The 26,583-nt window shown below is 40.9% G+C and carries 20 protein-coding genes; 15 read left to right on the forward strand and 5 right to left on the reverse strand.

Annotated features, from left to right (window positions below):
* Positions 1-288 precede the first annotated feature (288 nt).
* The 3 genes from LC586_RS15325 to LC586_RS15335 are packed head-to-tail and all read right to left on the reverse strand — an operon-like array spanning position 289 to position 4,561.
* A complete protein-coding gene (locus LC586_RS15325) occupies positions 289-1,320 on the reverse strand; it encodes a hypothetical protein (RefSeq protein ID WP_229485635.1) in 1,032 nt (343 codons plus the stop codon).
* A gap of 59 nt (positions 1,321-1,379) precedes the next feature.
* Positions 1,380-3,119, reverse strand: coding sequence for a serine/threonine-protein kinase (locus tag LC586_RS15330; RefSeq protein WP_229485636.1), 1,740 nt, complete (start codon positions 3,117-3,119; stop codon positions 1,380-1,382).
* Positions 3,116-4,561, reverse strand: a complete 1,446-nt coding sequence (locus LC586_RS15335; protein ID WP_229485637.1) for a helix-turn-helix domain-containing protein — start codon at positions 4,559-4,561, stop codon at positions 3,116-3,118. The genes LC586_RS15330 and LC586_RS15335 overlap by 4 nt, the downstream gene beginning before the upstream one ends.
* A 902-nt stretch (positions 4,562-5,463) precedes the next feature.
* Between LC586_RS15335 and LC586_RS15340 the strand changes: the two genes are divergently transcribed.
* The 3 genes from LC586_RS15340 (at position 5,464) to LC586_RS15350 (ending at position 11,259) form a co-directional block, all read left to right on the forward strand.
* Entirely contained in the window at positions 5,464-5,703 is a 240-nt protein-coding gene (locus LC586_RS15340; protein WP_229485638.1) for a hypothetical protein, read from the forward strand.
* Positions 5,697-7,121: a hypothetical protein gene (locus tag LC586_RS15345; RefSeq protein ID WP_229485639.1), complete on the forward strand. Its 1,425-nt coding sequence runs from the start codon at positions 5,697-5,699 to the stop codon at positions 7,119-7,121. The genes LC586_RS15340 and LC586_RS15345 overlap by 7 nt, the downstream gene beginning before the upstream one ends.
* A 637-nt stretch (positions 7,122-7,758) precedes the next feature.
* Positions 7,759-11,259, forward strand: coding sequence for a plasmid replication protein, CyRepA1 family (locus LC586_RS15350; protein ID WP_438822905.1), 3,501 nt, complete (start codon positions 7,759-7,761; stop codon positions 11,257-11,259).
* A 122-nt stretch (positions 11,260-11,381) separates the two neighbouring features.
* On the opposite strand, the gene LC586_RS15355 is transcribed toward LC586_RS15350, so the two are convergent.
* Entirely contained in the window at positions 11,382-12,311 is a 930-nt protein-coding gene (locus tag LC586_RS15355; protein WP_229485640.1) for a tyrosine-type recombinase/integrase, read from the reverse strand.
* 594 nt (positions 12,312-12,905) lie between these two features.
* On the opposite strand from LC586_RS15355, the gene LC586_RS40650 reads away from it, so the two are divergent.
* Together LC586_RS40650 and LC586_RS15360 are read left to right on the forward strand one after the other, a co-directional pair.
* A complete protein-coding gene (locus LC586_RS40650; protein WP_267921680.1) occupies positions 12,906-13,028 on the forward strand; it encodes a hypothetical protein in 123 nt (40 codons plus the stop codon).
* 237 nt (positions 13,029-13,265) lie between these two features.
* On the forward strand, positions 13,266-13,832 hold the full coding sequence (locus LC586_RS15360) for a hypothetical protein (protein WP_229485641.1): 567 nt from the start codon (positions 13,266-13,268) through the stop codon (positions 13,830-13,832).
* A 193-nt stretch (positions 13,833-14,025) separates the two neighbouring features.
* On the opposite strand, the gene LC586_RS15365 is transcribed toward LC586_RS15360, so the two are convergent.
* Entirely contained in the window at positions 14,026-14,259 is a 234-nt protein-coding gene (locus LC586_RS15365) for a hypothetical protein (RefSeq protein WP_229485642.1), read from the reverse strand.
* Positions 14,260-14,731: 472 nt separating this feature from the next.
* On the opposite strand from LC586_RS15365, the gene LC586_RS15370 reads away from it, so the two are divergent.
* The 10 genes from LC586_RS15370 (at position 14,732) to LC586_RS15415 (ending at position 26,583) form a co-directional block, all read left to right on the forward strand.
* Positions 14,732-15,322 (forward strand): hypothetical protein, encoded by a 591-nt coding sequence (locus LC586_RS15370; protein ID WP_229485643.1) that lies wholly within the window; start codon positions 14,732-14,734, stop codon positions 15,320-15,322.
* A 342-nt stretch (positions 15,323-15,664) separates the two neighbouring features.
* Complete coding sequence (locus tag LC586_RS15375) at positions 15,665-16,018, forward strand: hypothetical protein (RefSeq protein WP_229485644.1); 354 nt, start codon at positions 15,665-15,667, stop codon at positions 16,016-16,018.
* Positions 16,019-16,091: 73 nt separating this feature from the next.
* A complete protein-coding gene (locus tag LC586_RS15380) occupies positions 16,092-18,863 on the forward strand; it encodes a putative type IV secretion/conjugal transfer ATPase (protein WP_229485645.1) in 2,772 nt (923 codons plus the stop codon).
* 2 nt (positions 18,864-18,865) lie between these two features.
* Entirely contained in the window at positions 18,866-19,582 is a 717-nt protein-coding gene (locus LC586_RS15385; RefSeq protein WP_229485646.1) for a hypothetical protein, read from the forward strand.
* Between the two features lie 256 nt (positions 19,583-19,838).
* Positions 19,839-20,963, forward strand: a complete 1,125-nt coding sequence (locus LC586_RS15390) for a hypothetical protein (RefSeq protein ID WP_229485647.1) — start codon at positions 19,839-19,841, stop codon at positions 20,961-20,963.
* A gap of 110 nt (positions 20,964-21,073) precedes the next feature.
* Positions 21,074-21,886 carry a hypothetical protein gene (locus LC586_RS15395; protein WP_229485648.1) on the forward strand — a complete coding sequence of 271 codons (813 nt, stop codon included), beginning with the start codon at positions 21,074-21,076 and terminating at the stop codon, positions 21,884-21,886.
* The gene (locus LC586_RS15400) at positions 21,883-23,409 is read left to right on the forward strand and encodes a TrbI/VirB10 family protein (protein ID WP_229485649.1); all 1,527 of its coding nucleotides are present in this window, start codon (positions 21,883-21,885) and stop codon (positions 23,407-23,409) included. Before LC586_RS15395 ends, LC586_RS15400 begins: the two co-directional genes overlap by 4 nt.
* Positions 23,406-24,140 (forward strand): hypothetical protein, encoded by a 735-nt coding sequence (locus LC586_RS15405; RefSeq protein WP_229485650.1) that lies wholly within the window; start codon positions 23,406-23,408, stop codon positions 24,138-24,140. Before LC586_RS15400 ends, LC586_RS15405 begins: the two co-directional genes overlap by 4 nt.
* Positions 24,137-25,498 (forward strand): hypothetical protein, encoded by a 1,362-nt coding sequence (locus tag LC586_RS15410; protein WP_229485651.1) that lies wholly within the window; start codon positions 24,137-24,139, stop codon positions 25,496-25,498. Before LC586_RS15405 ends, LC586_RS15410 begins: the two co-directional genes overlap by 4 nt.
* A gap of 176 nt (positions 25,499-25,674) precedes the next feature.
* Positions 25,675-26,583, forward strand: coding sequence for a type IV secretory system conjugative DNA transfer family protein (locus LC586_RS15415; protein WP_229485652.1), 909 nt, complete (start codon positions 25,675-25,677; stop codon positions 26,581-26,583).

The raw sequence follows: 26,583 nt of genomic DNA on the forward strand, positions 1-26,583 counted from the left end.
AGTTATCGTCCAGGGCGGCCGCATCTAAATTACTCTTGATCACAACTAAGTTGAGAAGCAACGAAAAATTAGCTTTTCTCGTTTAATTTATTTTCCAAGACTCAATGCAATGTCTACGACGGGCTATTCGGTGTCGCTAAAACAGAGCTTAATGAGATTATTCTCAAGTCTATTGAGAATAAAATAGTTTTATTGACGTGATGCGGCCGCCCTGAGTTATCGTCCCACCGACAAAGCACTGTGCAACAACTTATGGTGTCGTCTGCAACGAGTCAGCACTGGTTAAATCTAACCGCCCCTTGCTCTTTCTCGTCTTTTCTGGCTCTGATCTGCAATTTTCGCTCCTGCTTCTGCTTTGACTAATTCATCGGCATTATTCTCTTTTCGAGCTAATTTGGTTGCAGTTGCATATGCAGATATGGCCGCAGATGGCAAGTATGCCTCTAGGTAGCGATCGCCTAATAATCGATAGATAGTGGGATTTTTACTACCTGCTTTTGCTCTTGCCTTTAACACCAGAATCGATTCGTTCACCAAGTTCTCTGTTTCGTATACACTATCTACATCAATAGCCAATTCATCTTGGAACTGATTGAGACTTTGAAGACGATTGATTGTCGTCGCTATCTCTTGTGCCTTATCAGTAGGGACTATCAGGAGGATGGAGGCACTAGCAGCAATCGGCTCATCTCCACGATTAGCAATGACGTTTACATTGTAAACATTCCCTGACTCCATAGCTGGCTGATCTTTCGGGTATGGCAGTTGAGTTGCCTTAACCTCAACTGACCAGTTAACTCCTTTGCCTTCGATTTGCACCATATAGCTAGTAGCTTCAGGAGTGGCAGACCAAGATAGTATCGGATTAGTATTTAAAATGACGACACCATAGGGAGTGATTAATGTAGGTATATTTTCATCTTCCCCTGGCCCTTTGGGTGTCACACAGGTATACCCATTTTTCAAAGTACAATTCTCAAATCGGCGCTGGGAAAGCGGTAAACAATGTTCACTTACAGTACTATCTGTGAGGTATAAAAGCTTTCCATGTGAATAACAAAAAATTTCAACCTTACGCCCACGAACTGGATGAATTTTGTCATCTTTACAAAGCTTACTTTGGGGTGTCCAATTGATATCGCCACTAATAACTTTTGCTACAACTTCACAGTCTCGCTCATGTGAATCGCTTCTACCTACTGATTGAGCTTGTCCCCCTGCACTGCTAAAGCTTGAAAACAACAGTATTAATGCAATGGCTACGAATTGAGAGTTTGAAACTTTTTTTCTTTTGGCTGTTGACTTTGGTACAATCAGCATTCCTATTATTTAGTAATTTTCTATCTATTTGATAGCTTATCGAAATTCACGCACCTTAGTCAATTTGTTGGAAAAATGCGCTGTAGAATTTGTTGTTTCCATTCTGAGATTTCTGGTAGACCAGAATTATTTGATATTAAGCAAACTTCCCAATGTGTCCTAGCATTATCCAACTCACCTAACGCTTCTTGTGTTTTTGCTAGCAAGCAGTGAGCATCTACTCTTCGAGAATCTAATTTCACCGATTTCTGCAAGTAATCTTTGGCCTCTGCGTAACGCTGTTGTTTGAATCTTGCCCAGCCTAAATTTTTGTACAAGGCTGCTTGCCATACTGGATCTGAAGTGCCTTTCAATCCTTCAAGTGCTAGTTGTGCTGCCTCAGAGTATTTTTCTTGTATATTTTTGAGCCGTGATAAATTGTTGACAGCATTCATCGGTTGATTCTTGCCGTACTTAATCGATAACTTGTATTGCTGCTCTGCTTGGTCATATTGACCTTGCTCATCGTAAAAATTGCCGAGATTATAGTGCAGTTCCCAAGCATTAGGCTTGAGTTTGAAAGCTTTTTGGTAGTTCTCAATTGCACAGTTGAAGTCCTGAGTTACCTGGCAAGCTACTGCCAAGTTATTATATATTTCATCATCTTTTGGATTGTAAATTAATGCTAATTCATAATATTTTTTAGCTATTTTAGGTTCATTCATATAATGTCCAGCTTGATTAAAATAGTAAGCAGACAAAGCCAAATTAATTTGTTTAAAACTAGTATTAATAGTTGCTAATAATGAGCCTGCTAAAAATAATTTAAATATATTTGAAACCAAAAAACGATTAAGTTTTAATTTAAATGGTAAACGCTGCAAACGTTCCAATATTACTTGAGTTGTCTGTGGGCGTTGTCCTGGAAAAGGAGCCATCATGTCATCAAGTAAATCAGCAAGAGGCTTATCAATTTGTGGTGCTTTATCTCTCCAGATTAGTCTTCCTGTGTTTTGATCTATTGGTAATTCCAATAGTGATATCCCCGTTAACAAATTCACAAAAGTTCGTCCCAAAGCATAAAAGTCTGATTGAGGCAATGCTTGACCGTTAAGTTGTTCAAGTGGAGAAAATCGAATCGTTCTAACAACTGTTACTTCATATCCACTACTGAAACGTGTTCTTTTATTCACTCCACTAGCGCCAACTTTTGCTAAATATGTTGTGGTAATCTGTCTGGATGCTCCAAAATCAACGAGTGCCAGTTGACCATCAGGTTGATAGATAATATTTTCTGGTTTAATATCTCTATGAAAAAAGCCAGAGCGGTGTACAGATTCCAGAATATCAACTAGTTGTGCTAACCAATCCAGTGCCACTTTTTGAGGAATTATTCCATAAGATTTTAACCACTGTTGTAAATTTTCTCCTTCAACTTTTTCCATTACTAAACAGTGCAATACTAGACGACCGTCCTTCAGTTTAAAAGTGAAATAGTCATCCACACCACACTTAGGAACTCCTGGATGATATAACGTCTGTAATATAAGTGATTCTCTCTGAACCAGACGAACTAATTTAGGATCGCTCCACCTTAGTACTTTCATTACTCTGATTCTAGATTTTGTCCCCCATGACGGCTCAACGTCTTCAACCTCAAAAACATCTGTATAGGTAGACGGATCTTCATCCAAAGAACGCAATGGGCGCAGTAAACGAATGCGCCCATCTATTAGTAAGGGATTACCACAAGCTAAACAATTTTCAGTATCTTCAGGATTATGCCGCCTACTACACAAGGGATTTATACAGTAGCTCACGGAGAGTTTTGCTCCTGCACATAACTGGTTAATTCTTTCTTATTTGATGATTTATATACTAAACCGTATGGATCTACTAAGATATATTTCTTAATAACTGGTTCCATACCATAGCTGAGTTCATGCTTACTTGATTTCTTACTGGCTTCAATTAACGAGCGTTGCTCTAAAGCTTCCAAAGCTGATATTACCTTTGAAATTGACATTGCTTCTAATTTTAATCGCTCTTTTAAATCATTAATAAGCTTTGAGAAAGGGATTAAAGCAGAACTTTTTGCCATCTCCTCAGCTAAGTAAACCATTACTTGCTTTTGAAGATCAGTCAAAAGCCCACTTTGTCCAAATTGGAGATTTAACATCGCCTCAACTCGCGGGCCAATTACAGTAGTCCTATAATCGAAAAATTTTTCTAGGCTTCCCCCAAAAATGCGATTTATTCGATCAGAAACAGCCTCTAGTTCTGACGGATTTCCACGATATGTTTCAATCAATTCTTTACATTTTTCTCCAGCTATGCCCTTTTCACGCATTAACTGGATTGCTGCATCTTCTTCTAAACCTTCTATTTGAATAGATACAATAGATGAGTTTACATTCACATAAGTAATTTCTTTTAAAGGCACTTGGCTTGTTACAATTACACAACTCTGATGTTTTTCTTGTGTAATACCAACAAAAAAATCTTCGTATTCTAATCTTTTTTCAAAAATATTTACTGGCGCTATAGCTTCAAAACCATCTAAAACCAATAGACAACGATGTAATTGCAAATAATTTAACAATAAAGATAGCTTGGACTGAAGAGTTATATCTTCTGCTTGTTCTATATTAAAACTCTTAATTATATCCGTAACTAAATTATCAATTGTTGAAGAACGCTTTATTGTTTTCCAAATAACATATTCGTAATTATTTGAATCTTCTAATAGTATTTCTTCTATTAACTTTGACGCTAGTATACTTTTCCCAATTCCGGCAATTCCAATTAATGATATACACCGTTTTTTTAAAAGATTGACTTCCCTTTTTAAAATACTTATTTCATCTTGTCGTCCATAAAAAGATGTTATTTTTGGAAAATCCCCATACAATCTAGTTGTGCCTATTAAACGATCAACATTTTGGTATGACGCTTCTAGCTTTTTCAAATATTCTTTTTTTGCTAGTTTAAGCAAAATATTTCTTAAAGTTAATTTTTTTACTTGTACTCCCTCTCCAACAACTTCTGTAAGCATTGTCCACAACGGAGTACCTACACCAGTCTGCAAATAATGCACATTGTACCCCGAATCGTTTGCTATCTCCTTATAGTCTTTACCATCCCAAGACCCTTTGATTAAAACCATTTCAGAGGGCGACAAATATCTTCCGGTATGCTGAAGCACCCGCTCTTCTAAAATCTCTAGTACTGCTTCTAGGTCTAAATTTTTATTTGAAGACATACTTACCTACAATAGTACGTTATTAGCACTACCATAATAGCTATTCAAATTTTACCTAAAACTTTTATATAGCTTTTTTACAATTTTTAATAAAAAGCTACTTGCTATCATTACCTTTTACAGGATATAAGTTTAGAGTGCTACATTGCATAAATAATAACACGTCCTCAAAAAATGTCATTAAAGCTACAATTGAGCTTTAAGTACAAGAACTCAAGGAGGCAGAGGCTCAGGTGCAAATTTTGGAAGGTAGTAGTGGAGGCAAAATCTGCGGTAAGTACCGTCTGAGCGAAAGTCTCTTTCTATTAGACATTATCTAAGGTTATCACAAGTCCTTAGATACTCCCAAAACACTTATGGACTATGGAGATATTGAAAACTCAAAACCAAAAAAGAAGATAGCGTCGATACTAGGCGACTAAAACTTCTGTAATATCAAGCTAATTGAAGCAAAACATGGAGGTAAATATGAAACAATCAAAAAGCCTAAAGCACAAAGCGCCACTAAGGAGTAGGCGCTTTGTCTGTTTGTAAAATTCATCGTTTAAAAGAGCGGGGTTGATCTCGAAGGAACAAAATAAGTTGTCGTTGAAGTTTGGCGACCAAGACGACTACTAAATTTGTCCGAGAGTATAATCCGCGCTGCCAGATCCATTATAGGATCTGCCGCTTGGAAAGTCCATTCCTTGCGGTGTGTTTTGGCTGTCGAAATTCATAAATTTCTGTAAAGTTAAGTTTGATTAAGAAATATCCCGAATTTTGTAGTTAAAAGCAGTAGCAGTGCGAGTAACAGTTATCAGTTATCAATTGGAATTTACAGTCCTTGATAACTGTCAACTATTGACTGATAACTGATACAACCCCCTCTGAAGCTTGTAAACCGAGTTATCAGAGGCGAAATCATGACTTATAGCAAAACCCCCAAGGGCGCAGTAGTAGAGCGCATTGGGTCAGATAGTAAGATTACACATCTTGTATGCGGTCTAGTAGAGGGTAATTTCAGGAATATCCTGGCTAGAGCGAAAATTGTCATACTTTTTATAGAAGTGGAATTAGCTTTTGGTGTGCGTTCGCTGTTTCCACTAGTGGTACGCCACACAACTATTGCGTGGTGGCTAGCATCAGGGTACAAATTATGCTGACACTAGATAGAGAAGAAAGCAAATCAGCACTTCATTACGATGATCTCAACAGCAGTATCAAAGACACCTTCGCTACCATAGACCAATTTGAGTTGCAAGCAGTAGAACAGATTCGCCTCATGCATGACGAGCAGATGTACAGAATCGCTGGGTACAAAAACTTCTCACAATATTGCCAAGGCGAATTGCGTGTATATGGCGGCTATCGGCGTATAAATCAACTCTTAGGGGCATCAAAAGTTATTGTTGCAGCAGGGGAGTTGGGGTCACAGATTAAAAATGAGCGCCAAGCCCGTCCTCTTTTGAGGTTAGCCAAAGAACCTGAAAAAATTATTGCTGCGATAACACTGGCTCTTGAATCAAACCCAGACCCTAGTGAATCAGATTTCGCTGCTGCGGCAAATCAAGTTGCCCCAATGCCAAGAGCGAGAAAGCAATTCCATCAGGAACCATTGGTTCCCAAAAATGTCATCACAATTTCCTCACCAGAACATCCCCGTTATGGAGAATCAGGAGTAATTGAGGCAGACGCACCGAATAATTCGCAGCAGATTGTAACTTTCGCTGATGGTGAAAGGCTGCTGGTAAACAACACTGATTTGGATGTCGCAATTGTGTCCGATTCGACTGAGCGTACATATCCAAAAGAATACACCGAAGCGATCACAGCACTCAAAGAGCAACACAAGCTTGAGTTAGAGCGCCTAGAGCAGGAATTGAGAATTGGACTACAAGCAGAAGTGTCGGCTAGAGCCGAAGCCCAAGTAAGTGAGCAAATCCAATCCATGCATTTCCTGTACAACCAGCAAAAGGAGCAAAATATCCAGTTGCAGCAGCGATTGGATGAAATGGAAGGGTTGAGAAAGCTCTCAACTGAGAATCAGCAACTCCACCAACGTATCCAGGAACTAGAACACGCACTAATTGAACGTCCTTCTCAACAATGGGGAAATACCATGACCCAACAGGCTACTATTGTGTTGAACAAGCAAGTCAAAGAGGCGTTAGAAAAAACCATTGATTTGCGATCTCTTGCAGCCGAACCACCCAAAGAAAATGCGACTGAATGTCTGCGCCTCATGGGTATGGCATTGAAAAACCTAAGCGTTGCCATGAACAATACCCAAGCTCTTGAGGCTGCGGCGATAATCTTGGGTACTAGTCCCACACTCGATGCCATCGCAACAAGGACGGAGCAATTACAACTATTACCTGTGGCTATTAGTCAAATCAGGCAAGTACTTGCAAAACCTGGATGTAATTGGCAGGACTTTTGTACTGTTGCCCAACACTACGAAGTGATTAAACAGGACTATTGGGCGGAATTAACTCTCTGTGAAACAGAATTAATCAATTCTCTAGAAATTGCTTCTCTACCTCAAGAACAAGATTTAAACAAGCAGGTATTACTTGAATGAGTTGCCCTTGGGAGCAAGCCTGACTTTTCCACATCCCGTGAAAAGTCCAGGGACTTAATCCCCGTCACTTTCACGGAAAAAGCTCTCTTTTCTTAGAGACGCAAAGCTTGCCGCTTTCTTCCCCTACCGGGTAGGCAGCGAAGCGCGACTGTGCATCGCCTCATTAAGAAAAAGCGAATTGCAGCACCTTTTAACAAAGTTTAGGGGTTTAAGTCCCCTGCCTTTTGTTGGGCAGCGCGTGAAAGTGTCGGGGTGTAAATCCCCATGACTTTCACGGAATGCATCGAATTAAGAAAAAGCGGTACTAGGTGCTGCAATTCGCCAATGATTGTCATGAAAAAATTGAGGAGAGATTGTGTTTACAAATAAAAATGCAATTAAGAGTGGTAGCAAAGAGTCATTCGAGCCTAAACCAGATTCTAAGGTATCAGTTGAGCAGATATCACATCCAATTGAATACCCAAACAATCTCACGGCTGCTGAATACCATGAGTTGCTAACTGGCAGCGCCATTCATTCGGCACTGATTAAGCGCAACTTCTTCCACATCGAGGGAGAATCGGTTTACGACTACCTGTTCATCTCTGATAAAATCCCTCGCAAAAATGCCGGTCGAGTCACAGATGCATACATAAAAATGTACCAGCATCTATTACTGGGTGGAACTTGGATTCAGTCACTTGACCCGTTGAATAATTGGGAACCAATGGAATGGGGGCGCATTAAGCCCAACTTCCCCCGCATTGATTGGCAGACAGGTAAACCCGTCAAATACGAATCACCCCCCAAGACAGCTAACCGCGTCACCTACTTCGATATTCCCAACTGCATATTAAACAAGATTGCACGGCGCTACAACATCCCCGATGTTACAGAAGTGCTTTTTGCAAAACGTGGGAAAAAGCTGCATATTAAAAGTCGAAGAAAAAACGCTCTCTATGCTGCCAACTTACGTAATTCGCTGCAAATCGCGCAGTATAGTTCCCTTTTAGGACTATGCAGACAAGACTATCTCAATCCCCTAATGTTTTGGTTATGTGTTGGGCAGCACAAACTGAATTTCATCGACTCTCAGCAGAAAGATATACAAATCACTTTCTGGGAGTGGATAAAGCAGCATCCAGAGATTCCAATAATATTATGCGAGGGCGAGAAGAAGGCTGCTTGCTTGCTGAGTCTCGGATTTGTAGCAGTTGCACTGCCGGGAATTTGGAATGGACGCGTCGGCAAACAAGATTTCGATGAACGCTTGCATCCTGACTTAGTACCAATGGCTCAGGCGGGGCGCAAGTTCATAATTCTTTTTGACCACGAAACAAAAGCTAAAACCAGGTGGTCGGTGTTTCAAGCCACTATTCGCACTGCAAAAGCAATCTTAGCTGCTGGTTCTGAATGTGAAGTTGCATTACTGCCGGGGCCAGAGAAAGGTGTTGATGATTTCGTAGTGGAAAGGGGCAAAGATGCCAATGCCCTGCTGACTGCAATTATAAACGATGCCAAATCACTCAAAGATTACCAGCGCTCGTATCGGGCTAAGAAATGGGGACTAAGTAAATACAAACCGGATGTCACAGTCAATATTAAATATTTGACCCAAGCACTCTGCCTGACTGACTTATCAGAAAAATGTTCATCTGTCCCGGCTCTTTATGATCTGGCAGAAGAACAATTGTTTACTCCCTGTGTTAAAGGAGCAGAGGTGCAGGGGGGCAGAGGTGCAGGGGAGCAGGGGAGTAGTGGAGCAGAGGAGAATTTTTGTATAAATTATTTCCCCTCTGCCCCTCTGCCCCCCTGCCCCCCTGCCTCTTTTCCCTCTTCCCCGAAAAAATCCTTCCGTTTTCCCGAAAAAGGATTAGTCGTACTGTGGAGCGACATGGGCACTGGTAAAACTGAACTTATGCGCTGGTGGCGTGACCAAAATCCTGATGCCAGATTTCTCAACAATGGACATCGGGTTAACTTGTTGAAAAATCTTGGCCAACGCTTGCGGACGGCGATGTATTCAGACTTGGGTTACACAGGTTTAGCCAAAGCACAAGCCCTTAGTATTACCATTGACAGCTTGCATAAGCTGAATACCCAAGCCCTAAAGTACGGTTGCATCTTTATCGATGAAGCTTGCCAGTATCTCACCCACCTACTACACAGTAATACTTGCAAACAACACCGTGCAGCAATCTTGGAGGTACTGGAATATATAGTATACAACGCGCCACTGGTCGTCATCGCTGATGCACACATGGATGACCTGACAGTAGACTTCTTTCTTGCAATGCGACCAAAAGATGAAGTTCCTTACATCGTCAAAAACGAGTGGCGCAATGGAGGACGCACTATATATTGGTATGAAGGCAGTAATGAGAGCGCCCTAGTTGCCCAGATTTCGGCAGCACTGATGATGGGTGAGAAAATCATGGTTGCCAGTGACTCCAAGCGTTTTATCAAAAAACTCGACAAATCTTTTACTATCAAGTGCGAACAATCTAACTCTGACAAATCCCATACATCTCAAAAATGGCGCATCTGGTCGGTTCATTCCGATAATTCTGGAAGTGAGGAAAATGTTGCTTTCATCAAAGATATCACCAACGCCGTCAAAAACTTTGATGCCTTGTTCACCTCTCCCAGTCTCGGTACTGGTTTAGATATTTCCGAGTATCATTTTGATGCCGTGTTTGGTGTGTTTCACGGCGTTTCTCAAACTGCTACCGAATGCGCCCAACAACTGTACCGCTATCGCCCTAAAGTCCCCTTTCATATTTGGGTGGTCCCACGTCCCCCATTTGGCTACCAAGATACCAACGCTGCCAAGATTAAAGAACGCCTCCTCCAATCCAATGAAGTGACTGCTTTTCTGTTGCGGATTGACCGTCAAACAGGCAAGCGTGGAGCCGAGAAAGATTGGGCGCTTGAGGCTTACTGTCAAATTCTGGCCAACCGTCACTATTCTCTAAATAATCTGCGTGATGATTTACGATCGCTCCTCACCGAAATGGGCAATACATTTATATGTGTAGGAAGCGACTCAGATCCCCAAGCAAGAGAAAGTCTAAAAGCAGCAGCACAAGCTTTGGATCGTGCCCACACTTCGGCTGTTGCCAAGGCTAAGAATATTACTTTGAGTGAGTACCGTGCCCGTCAGAGCAAAGATTACCTTGACCCTAATGAAATTTTTGAATGTGAAAAGTTCCGCATTTCTGATTCTTACGGCATCGAAGTAACCGAATCACTCGTAGAAATGGATAAAGGTGGTCGCTTAATAAGAGCAATTGCCGGACTTGAGGCCATTTTAGCCCCACCCGAAGAATCAATTGCTGACCCCAAAACTGGGCAAACTTATCCTACCCCACCAACAATTGTCACCCAAAAAGACCGCACCGAGCGGGACAATCTACCTTTGTGCATCGACTGGGGTAATTACTCGGCACGCTGGCTGGCTAGATTTAACCTGGGGCTGCATCAGATTCTTAAGCGCCTAGTGAGGGGTGATGAATTTACTGCCTCGGATGCCACCTTACTCAAGATGACAGCGATCGCTATACATTGTGCTGCTCACGTTAAAGCAATTCTTGGGTTTACTATTCCCAGTGACTGTAAACCTATTTGGTTGCTGGCCACAATGGTAGAGCAGCTGGGTCTAAAGTTGACTTTCCGTAAGCTTGGTAAACGAGGTCAACAGGTGAAACTTTTCTCTTTATCTAAAGAGCAATTGGAATTTGCTCTCCAAGTAATTGCTCATCGTGACACGAAGCGTAATCAAAAAGAGAATCGAACCTATTATGCTGCTCAAACCCAGTCTGAATACAGTGTAAACCCTAATCAGCAGCCCGTATCCACCCCTCCCCTTGATGCTATAGGTAACTCCCATTGCCAAGGGGAGGATACTACCGATTCTGAACCGCCCCAAACTGACCGGATTACTCTACTTCATTGCGTGGAAATACTTCGCTCTGGTATTTCTCGTGGAGTGGATGCAATTAAAGGCATTCTCAAGCGATGGCAGAGTGATTTGCGCTGGGAGACGGTACTGGAGTTGGAGACGGTCGCGGCAAATGAGCTGCGTAAGCTTGAGTCGGCAGTACCAGAATTTTACGCCTTGCTAAATGAAGAAGTGTTGCCTATGGAGGGGGCTGGCTAGGGAAAAAATCTTTTTGGCATTTGAAAGCAGTTTTTCTGCTTAGTTTCCAATAGCAATTGATGCCACTGGTTCTTATTTGTGCTGCATTCTCACTCGTTCAAATCTTAGAGTTTGTGTAAATGTCAAAGATCCATCAAGTTCAAAGCGCTACTATCATTGGGTCTAGCCTTGAGATAGCGATCAGTGATGGCTAAATTGGCATGACCCAAAGTTTCTTTCACCAGCACTGGATTAGTCCCGCGCTCAATCGCGTGAGAACCGTGGGCATGACGTAACCAGTGAGCAGAAACCAGTTCGCTTAATCCGGCTTCTTGGGAGATCGCTTTGACAATCGGGTGCAAGTTTTGACGGTCTAAATGTCCCCCCTTTTGACTTGGAAACACTGCTGAAGTAGGGTGAGCCGAAGCTTTGAACTCCATTAATTCCGACCAAAGCTTTTGCTTGATGAGAATTGTCCGATTTTTACTGCCCTTGGCTTTTCGCACGTAAACTTGACCACTCTCACCACGGGGTGTCAAATCTCCCCAAGTCAGATCACAGATTTCACTTGCCCGTAACCCTGCCTGATACAGGAGTTTGATAATTAACAAATTTCTTTTGGCTGTGTACTGGCGCTTAGGAGTTTTAGCATCAGCTAAATGCTTAGAAGCTGCTCTTACCAACAATTTAATATCAGCTTCGTCTAAATAGCGTTCGTTGATTACATCCGGCAGTTCACCGAGTTTTAGCGCCATACCCACATTAAAAGGGAGATATCCAATTTTATGAGCGAAACTAATCAAGCTCTTAGCCGCAGCAATGTATATCCGCTTTGTGTTTTCTGCATTGCCTCCAAAGTCAGCGGCGTATTCTACCAAGTCTTCATAGGTCACTTTTTTGAGGGGTTTGTCCAGAAAATCCAGAAATCGCCTAGTGTATCGTCGGTAAGAGATGATAGATGACTCTGCTTTTCCCTCCAACCACAGTGCAATCAACTTCGCCTCCGCCTGCGCTACTGGCAAGGAAGCGATCGCCTTTCTATGTGCTGTTAGGTGGACAAGAGAGAGCGTCATTTTTATTACTCCCTTAATAATCAGACACAATTTTAGTTTCGTCTGGTTTTATAGTGTCTGATTTTTATTGTCCTTCAAAGAGTGCATTTCAACTCACTGTTTCACAACGGAAAAATTCTCATTTTTTGCGTATAGTACACTCATAATACGCAGAAAGGTGATACAAGCAATACCATTATTGACTATTCCTCGCGGATTGAAAGCCGGGTATTTCCTGCGAAAAAATGCCGTTTATACACGGCTAACTTGTAGTAGAGGGAGGTGCTATTTTTGGGTGTGGGGAATTAAGAAAAAGATTTGCAACGGCGATTGCTGAATTTAGCTGGCGGGTTGACTATTTAAAGTTTTTTAAAAAGGAATAGGGAATAGGCAACAAAAGGTTTTGTCTGGGGAACAAAAGGTTTTGTCTGGGGATTTAAAACTATACCTAAACGCTCGTCCTAAAGAAGGGGGCTTCAAATCGAAGGGTTTTCTCTCTTAGAAGGGAACAGGCAATTTTTCTTTGAGCTTCAATCCTACTGTTGCCTGTTCCCTATTCTCTACCCCGAACGCGAGTGCGTCTTTACAGGAGAAGGGGTCGGTGAACTACAAGAAATGGAACCGAGCGATTATGCAGATGAGCAGTATGGGTATTTTCAGGAAGTAGTGGAATCACTGAGGAGATTTAATACCCCATGTTTGGCGAAGATGGTTGATGCTGGAATTGCTACGGGGTAATGTCTATATTTATTTGCTCCCGGCGTAACCGCACAGCTACCGAGTGCGATCACCTACGGTGGGCGGTTACGCCAGGAGCCAATGGTAGCCGTTGGCAGTAGCATCTCTTTACAAAAGCCATCGCTTGAAGAATGCGCTGACACATTTGGCGATGATAGTATCAAGGTAATTCATCATGAGGAATTACACGATTTAATAAGCGTGGACAGTCCAAGTTTACCTAGATGATACGTGAACATGAGCAATACAGGGCGTAAAAAAAAATTAGCATCTTTCAACTGTGACCAAAGGAAGTGGGAGCAGTTTATCGCCTGTTGCAACTCAAAAGGCACAACAGCAACAGCCACGCTGCTCGAATTTATCGATCTCTACTTAGGCGATTCCCAAGATAAGCTTGATGCAATAGGTGGTAACGATTTAGACGAACGCCTAGACTCAAAGATTAAGGCAAGTGTAGAGAAGTACTTAATTGCGAGTAATAAAAGTTACAATAGTTTAACTAATGAAACGATAAAAGCTATTTGCTCACGACTTGATAAGCTCGAGTCAGAGTTTTTAAATGAATCTAATAGCAACCAAACCACAGCAATTGATAATCTCGCCAATTTAGAACAAAAAGTGGAGAAGATGTATGCCCGAATGACACAGTTGGCTGAGGCGATCATTAAAATACAAGACTATCTCAACAACCAACAAAAGCGGGGACAGAAATCGTACTACAATAATTCATCCTTCAAAGCGCATACTCCTAGAATGCAACCGTTAACTGAAGAAGGTAAAGCCCCAGAGACTTGGTGTAAGTGAAGAAAGTGTACGCAAGGAGCGAATTAAACTTCCGCCACCGCTTTTTGTAGCATGGTGTAAGGGGAAGGATAGAGCAGGGTTGGGGTGGGAATTTAACGAAAATACGGGATTATATCAGCCTGCAAGTTAGTATTTTAATTAATTTCAACTTGTAGCGGCGAATGTGCGCTCTGCTGTTGCCAATTTTAATTTTTTAAAATGTGATTATTTCACAACCTGACAGCAATTCGTCATAAACGGTTAGTTGTTGTGTTTTTAAGTGGTTTGGCAATGAATCGTCATCAAAAGTCAAAGTAACAATATGAGTATTTTTGAGACTAAGAGATGATTTGCTGATATCGGTTATTGCCGCACTCATACCGCTTCGAGTGCCGATCAGATACTTCACCGATTGCCCGATCTTTAACTCTGCTGCTGGAATAGCCATAAATGTTAAAAGTGTAAGTTAAGCAGTAGTCTGGTTGGATGCGATGGCTCAAGCGCCCAGGCGATGGCGTAACCGCCCACCGTAGGTGATCGCTTAAGTCGAGTGTATTCTACCTCACTGGAGAAATCTGTGCAGAAGTTTTTGGAGTCGCCCTAGAAGTTGAAGCGACCTTGTAGCAGCGCGATCGCCGTACATGACATACTCAAAATTCTGACTCACAACCCCCCACACTGCACATCCACTCATCCTTATAAATAATGGGTTTGCCGTTAACAAGCGTGTCATTTGCTTGTTGGGGCTGTTTGTTTCCCTACACCTACACTCTATTCATAACAAAAAGTCAATCGTCAAACCTAACAAAAAGTAGAGAAGTTCTGCATTTTGTCACAAGAAGTTTAGCAGTTTGTCAGTTGAAAATAGCTCGTGGGGAATGAATACTAGGGGAATACTTTCTCATGAGACGAGGCAGGGTATGCAAACATACTATCCAAATAGAGAAAAAGAGCAGTCAGAATATCAGTCAGTAGCAGTGATGAAGCCCAAGAACAAAGTAGCCGAAAGGGGAACAATCGCATTAATGTGGCTGGATGGTGTATTGATGATATCAGAGATGAGCTTGCATGGAGTGATGTTAGGAGGGCTAATATTATCAGCATCAATGGCAGTAATGTTCCAAAAGCAAATAAATGAATTATTTCGCAAATGGGACAACAAAGGGCGCTCCTATAGGATAAATATTTACGGCATACTATTTGCGTTATTGTCATTAGTGTTTATGTTGGACTTTGCGGCAGCACCAGCCAACGCACAGTTTTTTCAACAAGCTCAAGACTGGATTACTAACACTGGTTTCGGAGGTGCGCTCAACCCGGATACTCAGAATACGGTGGTAGGAATTTTCAATATTCTGCGGATCTTGTTTTTGTTGTATATAGCGGTGTCTGTGGTCAACGTGATTCAAGCAGTCAGAAGAGATGAAGACTGGGCGAGTGCAGCCAGAACGCCATTGATTATTCTAGTTGGTGTATTTGGAGCCGACTTTTTAACAACATTAATTACCTGATACCAGTTCGCAATTCGCAATTCGCAATTCGCAATTCGCAATTCGCAATTCGCAATTCGCAATTCGCAATTCGCAATTCGCAATTCGCAATTCGCAATTCGCAATTAGTAACAATTAATAATTATTAATTAGTTTACGTAGTGAATAACTTAATTGCTAACTGTGAATTGATAATTTGTTTGCTATGCAAGCAAATTAATTGCGAACTGCGAACTTGTACGCTCGCGTCCTGCCCTGAGTTTCGACGGGAGCGGTAATCGAGCGAAGCCGTTCACGCACTTCGTCTTTGAAGGAGAAGGGCGTAGCCTCTCCAAGAGTTGTATTGTCAATTGGTATAAGAGGATGTTGCCAGAAAAAAAATTCCGTGTAGTGAATCAAAGCTTAGGAACGCAACCAAAAATAGGGCCTTTGCCAGCAGAGCAAATATTCCCGTGGTTAGTAATAACAATAGGGTGCATATTTGGATTTTACTATATGTTGAATTTAGGATGGTTAGCAACGCTATTTGCATCATTATGGGGATGTGCAACATGGTGGTTTGTATCGAGCAATAAAAGTTTTTTAGGAAAATTTGTAGGTACACCACGTATCAGTAGAGGATATATGTCCTTTGATTCATTAATTAATCATGCTACCCAAGGAAATAAAGATAATAATAAAAGTCGGCGTAGGGTAATTAAGAAAACAATCAGATAAACTAAATCAGTGATTAAAATTGAATAAATTTTAAAAAGATATATTTAAATTTAAATAATATTCCAGAAAAGCCATGACTAAAAAATTAGATAAGTTAGGGAAGAAAACATTAACGTTGACCCCATTTGAAGATGTGGTAAACCTAGCAGGGATATGCGAAATGGAGTTAGGAGGGAGAAAAGGAATAGGAGCATTAATTATTCAACAAAAAGAAAATATCCAAATAAAATTCGCCTTTGATTGTTTGGGAATCCACCCAAACTTAGCAGCAGAACAAATAGTACCAATATTTGAAGGGATAGAGGGGGGATTAAAAGAAATACCTTTAAGAGAAAGACTGACAATACATTTTGGCTCATTTACCTCTGATGAAACAAGACAAAGAGAAATATCTTTAATAGAGGCTCAATGTCCCTTGGAGCCAATAAAATTACTGTTACGTTCTGAAAGAATGCGGCTCAGAAAACTCACACAGTCGGGAGTGAGAAAAAATAAGTTTCTGAGGCTATGGTGTACATATACAGTAGAGTCGGATGAGAAAATAGAAGATTTTGCGGAGATAGGACTCAAGAAGCTGCAAAAAATTTGGTACTCATTTACAGGAGAAATACATTCGTTAAATAAAAATCGGATAGAAAATATATTAAGGAACTCATTCTTAGATGGATTCCAAAGTTGGGAGCAAATAATCTCAAATAAAATGGGGTTGTCAGTAACACCGTTGAGTGCATCAGAAATATGGGGTACAGTATGGGAAATATTTAACAATTCGCTGCCAACGCCTGTTCCTAATCCTTTGAAACTAACTCATCTGGAATTAACTGAAAATCAAACAAGCGATTTTCATATCAGGCATCATCTACTAGAGAATGAATCTTCAGTACCAGTATTTGATAAAAAGTGGATAAAAATCCAGGATAAGTATATTGGGGCATTGAATTTCAGCCAAAAACCAGGGGGGTGGGTAGATGAATATTCTCAATTGCGATACATCTGGGAAGTAATGTCTCGTGAGAAAATTTCGGATACAGAGATAATTTGCCAAGTAAGTAAAGCAAACGAGACAATAACAAAGACAAATTTACAGCGATTAACAAAACAGTCAATCACATCAACGGCGATGTCAACTGATTCTGGCAGTATAGATGTGAAGGCAGGATTAAATATAGAAGAGTCGGTAGAAGCACAACGCACACTATACAAAGGAAGTGCGGTATTACATACAGCAGTAGTGTTCTTAATACACCGAAAAAATCTGCCACAACTAGATGAGGATTGCCGATATTTAGCAAGTTGCTTCTTGCGGCCAGCAGTGATAGACAGAGAAACAGAGTATGCGTGGAAAGTATGGTTGCAAAGTACGCCGATTGTTTGGGAGGCATTATTAACCAAACCCTTCAACAGGAGGTTGATGTATTTCACATCGGAGTGCCCTGGGATAACACCGCTAATTCGCACAGCTACAGGGGATAAAACAGGATTTGAGCTAATAGCCGCAGAAGGAGGAACACCAGTACATCTAGACTTATATCAAAATCACAAAAATCTGGCAGTGTTTGGGACAACACGAAGCGGAAAGTCAGTGTTAGTGGCAGGAATATTGACCCCAGCGATAGCCCAAAATATACCAGTAATTGCCCTAGATTACCCAAAACCAGATGGGACATCAACCTTTACAGATTACACCCGATTATTAGGAGCAGATGGGGCTTACTTTGATATAGCTAAAGAATATAACAACTTGTTTGAGTTACCAGACTTACGCTCAATGAATGAAGAAATCATCAAAGAGCGGATGTCAGATTTCAAAGAGTTTTTGAAATCAGTGTTGATGACGATGATTATAGGGACGAACTCAATAGGAGTGAGTTTTTCGATGGTGTCAATCATCGAATCGTTGTTATCGTTAGCACTACAAACATTTTTTAATGATGAAGAAATAAAACTGCGATATCAAGCAGCATTAAGAGCAGGAATAGGCACTCCACAATGGCTAGATACACCAACACTCAAAGACTTCTGCCAATATTGCTCACCAGGATACATAAATCTAGATTCATTATCTACAAGTAGCACGGAAGTAACCCAAGCATTAGGGCATATACAGATGAGATTAAAGTATTGGCTATCGTCTAAAGTAGGGCAATCAATCTCGTCGCCTTCAAGCTTTAGGGCTGATGCCAAATTACTGGTATTCGCACTGAGAAACCTATCTAGTGATAGTGATGCAGCCATTCTCGCGTTGAGTGCTTATGCGGCGGCACTGCGTCGCGCTTTAAGTTCAAAAGCTTCGATATTCTTTCTGGATGAAGCACCGATCTTATTCCAGTTTGATGCGATCGCTGATTTAATTGGACGCTTGTGCGCTAATGGTGCAAAAGCAGGGATTAGGGTAATATTATCAGCCCAAGAGCCAGAAAGTATATATCAAAGTAAGTCAGCGCAGAAAATATTTGCGAATATCACTACCCGATTAGTAGGGAGGATACAGTCATCGGCAATCGACCCATTTGTGGAGAGATTTAAGTATCCTTATGAAATTATTAGTAGGAATAGTACAGAATCTTTTTATCCCAAGAAATCCGGGATTTATTCTAGTTGGCTGCTAGATGATAACGGCAAGTTGACATTCTGTCGTTATTATCCGGCTTACTGTTTATTAGCGGCGGTAGCGAACAATCCAGCAGAACAAGAACTCAGATATGTATTCCTCAATAAATATAACAATAATCCCTTGTTGGGATTATACAAATTTAGTGAAGATTACGTGCGAATGATTTGTGGGCAAGAATTATCATTAGAAGCAAAACAATTGTTAGAACAAGCTTTAATTAGGGTATCGTAACCATGAATAAAATAAGAGTTAAAGTTATTTTATCTAGTACATTTGTGCTGATAATAGTATCGATTAGTTTTCCAAGTTATGCGTTTGGAGTATCGATTTCTAATTGGATAAATTCGATATTAAGTGACATCAAACAGGAGTACAGCAGATTAGAAGGAGAAGTACAGCAAAAAATTGAGGATTCATGGGCAAATATATCAACAGATGCGAAAGAAGCAATTCAATCGGCTATAGGAGAGATGGGAACACCAGACCCACAAAAAAGTACGGATGAGTTGAAAGCTAGATTAAAAAATAGCCGTTCTATATCAGAAACTCAGACATTGACTCAACGTTTAGAACGAGATATAACTCGTGCATCAGTCACATCGACTTTAGGAGAAGAAGGACAAAAAGATACCAAAGAAAAAATTGAAGCCACTACGCAAATATCACAAGAAGCGCAAGCACTGGCACAACAAGCACAATCATTAGATGCTTCACAAGACATTCTGAAAGTGCTGGCGGCACAAAACGCTCAGATAACATCAGCAATAACACGCTTTCATGCTGATTCGCTAGCTTCACGACAAGATGCGTCCCAAACAAATCTAATGCTGTCTCAAGTGGCAGAAAATATGGCTAATTCCACCACAAAAGAAGAACTTAAGACAACAGGACAAGCGTCTTTGACTCAGGAATTAGTATTTATGTCTGTGCTAGATCCGGCGAGAGAATAAATAACTAGGAATGTAAGGGTGTGGGGATGTAAGGAAAGAGTTAATTGTTTTTATTTCCTAATTCAAGAATTAGAGCTAATAACAACTTACCAAAAAAATTATATCCTGAGAGCAATAAATGGGTTTTTAGTTGTTTGAGAAAACCCTATGCTACGTATAAGAATTGAACAGAATCACCACGAGTTTTTTTAATTTAAGCATATACAGTACATCCTCTACACCCTTAAATTATGTTTTATATATACGAGAAAATAAGATGTTAGTATATTTATTTAGTCAGATACTTGATGGTGTAATTTCTAACGATAATTTAGCGGATAGAGCGGCTCAAGTATCTATTGGAGTATCTCAAGGATTTAATGAATTATGGCAAGAAGTATTAGGAGGACAACTGTATGGTTCTCTTTGTACGGTGGGAACGCTATTTGCGGTTACTACCTTGGGATTTTATATATTGGAGTGGACAAAACAGGTATTAAATAATGAAGAGCAAAGGGCATTTAGCTCATTTATATGGCCATTGCTAGTTGCAACGCTGTTAATGAATAATGGGCAACTGTTAGGGAAAACGACAGTTACAATCAAAGATTACATCAATAATGTCAACAACTACGTACTGACCAGAACAGCCGTAGGAGTAGATTTAAGATCAGCATACTCAAAAGCAATGGGAGTAGCAGCAGTCAGAGCAGCGATAGGTAGGGAAATTGAAGCTTGCCGGACATCGCAACTTTCTCCACAAGAAACAGTACAGTGTTTGGAGCAGGCCAAGCAGACATTATCAAAGCAATATCCAGAGTATTTCAAAGCCGAAGGCCCATTCGCCTGGTTAATAGACAGAATAGACACAATAATCAGTGCGCCACAACAAGCGATTCAATCAGGGGCAAATCCGATTCAAGTATTGTTATCCCCCTTTAGTGCATACGTGGGTTCAGTAGTAGCCGAAAATATCACCAATATATTGGTGGGATTATCAGGAGCATATCAGTGGGGGATTGAGTTAACAATGCTGCTGTCGGCTTATCTAGGCCCATTAGCGGTAGGGGGTTCGTTGTTACCCTATGGAGCGAAACCGATGCTGGCATGGTTGACGGGGTATTTTTCAGTGGGAATAGCCAAACTGGGCTTCAACATCATCGCTGGATTTGCGGCGGAATTAATTGCTAATTCTCGCGCAGATCAACCACTGTTTTTCTTGTTTACAATCGGGATTTTTGCACCAGCGCTCTCCACAGGTTTAGCGGCAGGTGGTGGAATTGCACTGTTGACTCAGATTAACAAAGCCGCAGATGAAGCGAAAAATTTCGCCTCATCTGTTGCTGTAACGGTAGTTACAGGTGGTGCTGGTTCGGCGGCTAAATTCATTCGTCCCAAATAAACAAGCAACGAAGTAGTGGAACAGGGGGAGGAGGGGGAGCAGGGCAGGGGAGGAGTTTTTTATATCTTGGCTGTTGCTGATTGAAGGTCTTGATTGTCACAGATGAAATTATGTTAAACCTTGTTAATTTAAAAAGTCCTAAATCTAAACCGAAAAACCAACTCAAAAATACTGTCCTCAGTTATGGTTCGTCAATCCCCACAAGGATAGCAATTATAGCGGTGATGGGTTGCTTGATGGGAAGCATTTCTTTGATTGTTCAATTTCTCAACTACGGAGCAATTAGGAGACTAGCCAGGAATGAAATCCCCTCACTGATTCAATTGTCGTCAGGGGAAACAATTTATGCAAAAGCAGTAGAACCAGCCGAACGTTCTGATGAAACAATAAAGCAGTTTGTGTCGGATTCATTTGTGGGGATGTTTAATTGGGATGGATTAGTTCAGAAAAACAATGAGCAAGGTAAATTGATAGTAGAAAGTGATCCTGGGGTAGAAATTAAGGGATTAGACAATAACCCTGCCAGGAAAATTCCTACCAGGGCATACGAAGCAGCATTTACACTATCAGAAAAAGTTGGGTTCCGTGCGGCATTTTTGCGGAGATTATCACAAATGGTAGACCCAGAAGTGTTTAGCTCTAATATGCGAGTAGCGCTGATTCCGCACTACATATCCCCTGCCCGAAAAATTAAAGATGGGAAGTGGGAAATAGATTTCCATTCAACGTTAGTCACTTTCAGAAAACTAGATAATGCTGGGAACGGGATAGCACTAAATAAAACAGTAACCGTAGAAGCTATCACTACCCCACAAAAGCCCCCAGAGAATACTACAGAACTTGCCAAGAAAATTTATAAAATCCGCAAAAGTGGGCTAGAAATAACACAAATAGTAGATTTGAATTTAGGAAAAAGTCGATGAATCAAAAATCTTTAACAGCTGATGAAATAATAAATCTTGATGAAACAGAAAATTTAGATAACGAGAAATTACCCCCTATAGATGAAACAGAAAATTTAACCGAGCATAATTTAGTTACATCACCTTGGTCAAGAATAGGGATAATTGGTGTCCCATTAGGGATTGGCTTTTTAGTGTTTTATTTCCTGTTTAATAACATCATGAATGGGAAACCAACTGCCAATAATCCTAATCAAAACGAGCAAAAATCAACACAAGCAACGGTACAATCAAACGATTCAAATGGGGACGTTTATGCACAGTTGGCTCTGGCGAAACAACAAGAGCAATTAGACAAGATTAATCAACACGAGGAAAAAACGCCAGCCCCAACACAAAAGCCTTCAAAAGGAGAACTCAAACCAGTAGCCAAACAAACTCAACCGGTGCAAGTATCATCTGCGCCACCACCGCCTAGAACTAACTTGTCCCCAGCAACGACTTACTCATCCCCACAGAGAACTTATTTGCCACCAAGGGCATACTCATCACCACAACGTAATCTAGTGGCGGCTTCAACACCAGCCCCTGACCCAATTGCAGAATTAGAACGACTGCGCTCCCTGGGGTCATTTGGTCAAGTGGCTTATGCCAATACCTCAGCAAAGGCAGGCATCACCAATTTAGATACGCAGACCAACACCCAAGACCTACCCTCTCAAACTGATGATGAGCCACCATTGCCTACAACTGAGGATAGTGTAGAAGTAAACAATGGGATAGAAAAGATTAGCCCCCGGTGGTCATCAGTAAAATCTAATGTAAAGGCTAAAAATTACTTGCCAGAGGAAAATCAAGTCCTTCAGGGCAAGCAAGCTCGTTACCTGACAGTAGGAACATTTGCCACTGGTGAAATAGTAACACCCTTAGTCAAGGCAACAAATAGTAGAACAGATATTAGAAACTCCTCCTCATCAACTAACAATAACAATAGGTCTGTTGCGCGACTAAGGCAAGACTGGCGTGACAACCTTGGAGTAGTGGCAATCCCGGCTGGGACTTTATTGGCAATTGAATTAGTGTCAGTAGATGGGGGAAATTACGCCAGTGCAAATGTTCGAGGGTTCATTCTAGATAATACTGAATATCTAATCTCAGCTGGTGCAATATCAGTTGGCGGGGAAGGTGGAAAACCATTGATAGCCCAGAAGTTTCAAGACTTGGGTGGTGGAATTGGGAGGAATGGCTTGTTCGATGGCGCTGTGTCTGCATTGGGGAAGGTGGGTGAAATTATCAACCAACCCGACACCGAGGAAGAATGGTCAGACGATGATGGCAGAACTCGCCGACGCACTAGTGGCAACCGCCGTAATCTTACTGGGGCGTTGATGTTAGGATTTTTCGGACAGGTCAGCCAAAACATGAGTCAACGCAACCAACGTGCTAGTCAAGAGATTACGGCTCGTCCCAATGTTTACTACATTCCCCAAGGGACTCAAGTTACTTTCCTGGTAAATCGCACCTTGGAGTTGGAGTTGCCATGAAAAAACTGATTGGCATACCATTAGCGATCGTCATTGCCTGTAACCCACTCTCCAGCATTGCCGCCCCAGCCCCAGTTGTCCGCACCATCAAACAAACTCAAGCTAGTGGTACTAATGCCAAACTCCAAACAATCAATGTGTGGAAAGGTCACGGAGTGAGCATTTCATTTTATGGGGTGGGTGAAATTATACAGAGAGTATGGATTGACGACCCATCGCAAATTTTGATTGATACAGACAGATGTTTAAAAGGAGTTGACCGTGAGTGTGAAGAACCAGGTGCAGGACTGATTCACTTACGCTGGATTCACAAACTCTCTATTCGTGGTTTGCCAGCAGTCGCAACAACCCACTTAACTATTGTTACCCAAACAAGAGAAGGAGAGCGCAAATCATATCACTTCAGAGTAGCGCCGTCTAATGGCAAACCGCAGTATAGCCAAATAGCGCTGATTAATGACGAGCCTGCATTGGTTACACCACCACCGCGAACATTACAGCCGATCGCACAAACCATAAATACTACTAGACAAATTAGGTTTGGTGTAGCTGTGGCGATCCGAAATAAATTGCTCACTCCATCGTCTCCACTTCATGGTCGCATTGAACAAGTAATTACTTACTTGCTTCAAGGTGATGAATTGTCAACGGCGGCTAATAAAGCAGTAGTTTCGATGGAATTAGTCAATAAATTAATTCAACTTGGTCAAAGTCCATCTCTAAATATATGAGTCAGCAACCAGAGCAATCAAATCAATTTTTATTAGAGCAACAGTCAGAGCATTCAAGCGAAGCTGGTAATAAATATTTGATGTATTTAATGTTGTGTATTTTCCTGAATCATTCCAGACAAATCAATGATGCTCAACAGCAATCAAAATCAGATAAGCAACAATTTAAAAACCAAAAAGATGAACGAACAAGATGCCTGATATTTCTTGGGTTGATATTTTTCTTGTTTATACATAGTTTTTGGAAGTCTGGTCTGCTCAATCAAGCCATTGGTTTGATTATGCCCAAAGCCTCGGCACAAGTTTCTGTTGTTCAGTCATCCAGTGGGTTTGTACCTGATTGGTCACGTTTACGTTTTAGTAACATGATTATCTCCACCAGTGGTAGTGTCAGCTATCCCGGAACAAACGGTACGGAAACTAGAAGCTGGAGTGCTGGACAAAGTATTGGTGAAATTATGGAATTAGGTGACTTTGAAAGCCCGGAATTATCCATAGAAAAATTGAACATCTCAACTATTGCTAATGTACAAGGAATCAATTTAAGTCAGCAAAGGCTAGATGATTTCCAACTAACAAAATGGCAGAAATTATCTGATTTAGTAAAAGCTGTTCCTGGTTTGGGAAACAGAAGCGTCACAAGTGTTAGACCCATCCGTGATTTTGCCAGTCGATTTGGAATTAATTTTGGCACAATTGCTAATGCTAGTCGTAATTCTATATTGCGTAATATCCAAATTGGAAGCAGGATTAATTTAAAAAATTACTCACTAACTTCTATTCCAAATATCCAAAACACAGCAATTAACAAGTTCGCAAATTGGCAAGACTCAAAAATTAACGGTGTACCAGGATTATCAAACTTGACTTGGGATAATTTTCCGGGGCTGTCGAATGTTGACTTATCTTTTGTTGGTCAGGTTGACCTTGTACTAAGAGATATTGAGGCTAACCGCATTCGCTCGATCTCCGGGAGCTATCAACAAGGGTTTAACGTACCCTGTCTTCAAGACAATTGCGCTCATGCAGAGATGGCAGGCATTGGTAGAACAACAGGTACACAGTGGATTTCAGGCAAAGTTCAGAAGGTTAGGGGTGGGTTTGGTGTTTTGAGAGGACTGAACGGCGGTCTTGAGCCTACGGGTAGAAATCCCTTTGGTTCGGCTTTTAAACAAGTGGTTTGGAATATTGATGAATCAACGGGATCTATGGAAAGTGCAATGTTTTTTAGAATCTGCAAAACCATCCCCTTCGTTGGTCGCACCTGTTCGCCATATTTTATTGGGCCTGTCCCGTTCATTGAGTATCGGGAAAAAGACCCAATTATTTTTGGTCAACCATCAACGCTCCCAGATTGAAGAAGAAGTCAGAAGACAGAATTCAGAATCACAATCGGTTGGGGATTCAAACCCCAACCAATTGTAGACGGTGGGGATTTGAGTCCCTTTACTCAGGAGCTTTTTCGTTCAGGAGTCATTCTGGCTCCTGACTCCTGACTCCTGAGTTCTTTTGTTAATTTTCTAGAAACAGTAGAATGATTCACTCAAAAATTCTTCAAGGATGCCCAATTATACTTTGTGATAGTCAATATCCATCACAAATCGAAATAGCCACTTATGCACTAAGTCAGGGGTATAGCGTACATATTTTTGCCCCAGGATTTCTGGAATCAGAAGTATGTAATTTACTCTTACTTTTGAGGGACAGTAGCGATGCTGAAACTGCTCGTCAAATTTCTACTGTTATTAATAAAAACTTCTGCCTCTTGAACAACAGTAATGAAAATGGTTTCTTTGGGACTTCTGAAGATCAATTAACCCAAGCTATCCTCATGTTGACTCTTGAATTTGGCTCCTTTGCAGATGTCATGACTGCTGCTGCCATTCTCAAGAGCGAACAAATGGTGAAACGTCTAATGGCTGCTGACCTCAATCCTTGGATAAAGATGGCTTTTGGTCAATTATTCAGTTGTGGTAGTTCATCAGAAACTGCTGCCAACATTGTTTCTAATACTTATGCAATGTTTAATCATTTTATGACATCACAGAGCATAAGCTGTTTGATTGGAAAAACAACTCTTCCACAAGAAATTAAGCGCAAACAGTTAATATTTTTTGGATTCAATCGGGAACTTAATCAAGCTGTTGCCCCTTTAATCTGGAGTGTTTTGCTGTTGCTTTTAAGTAAGCATATTTCCGAAAATAATGAATGTTTCACCCTAGCTTTAGACCCTTCGTCTAGAAATTATTTAACTAAATTTGTTACCTCTAGTAGACAAGTTTTTATTAACAACTTAGCTCAAATAATTATTTTACCATCAAGCCGAACTAAACCAGAAGAATTTGATTGGAGTGCGTATAAAGATATTGAAACATTTTCTTTTATTAAAGAGTTTGAAGCTAGGGCGAGACTTGTAGAGCAAAAATTTCCCAGACCTAAATAA

Origin of the sequence: Nostoc favosum CHAB5714, from assembly GCF_020829495.1 — a bacterium.
Lineage (GTDB): Bacteria > Cyanobacteriota > Cyanobacteriia > Cyanobacteriales > Nostocaceae > Nostoc > Nostoc favosum.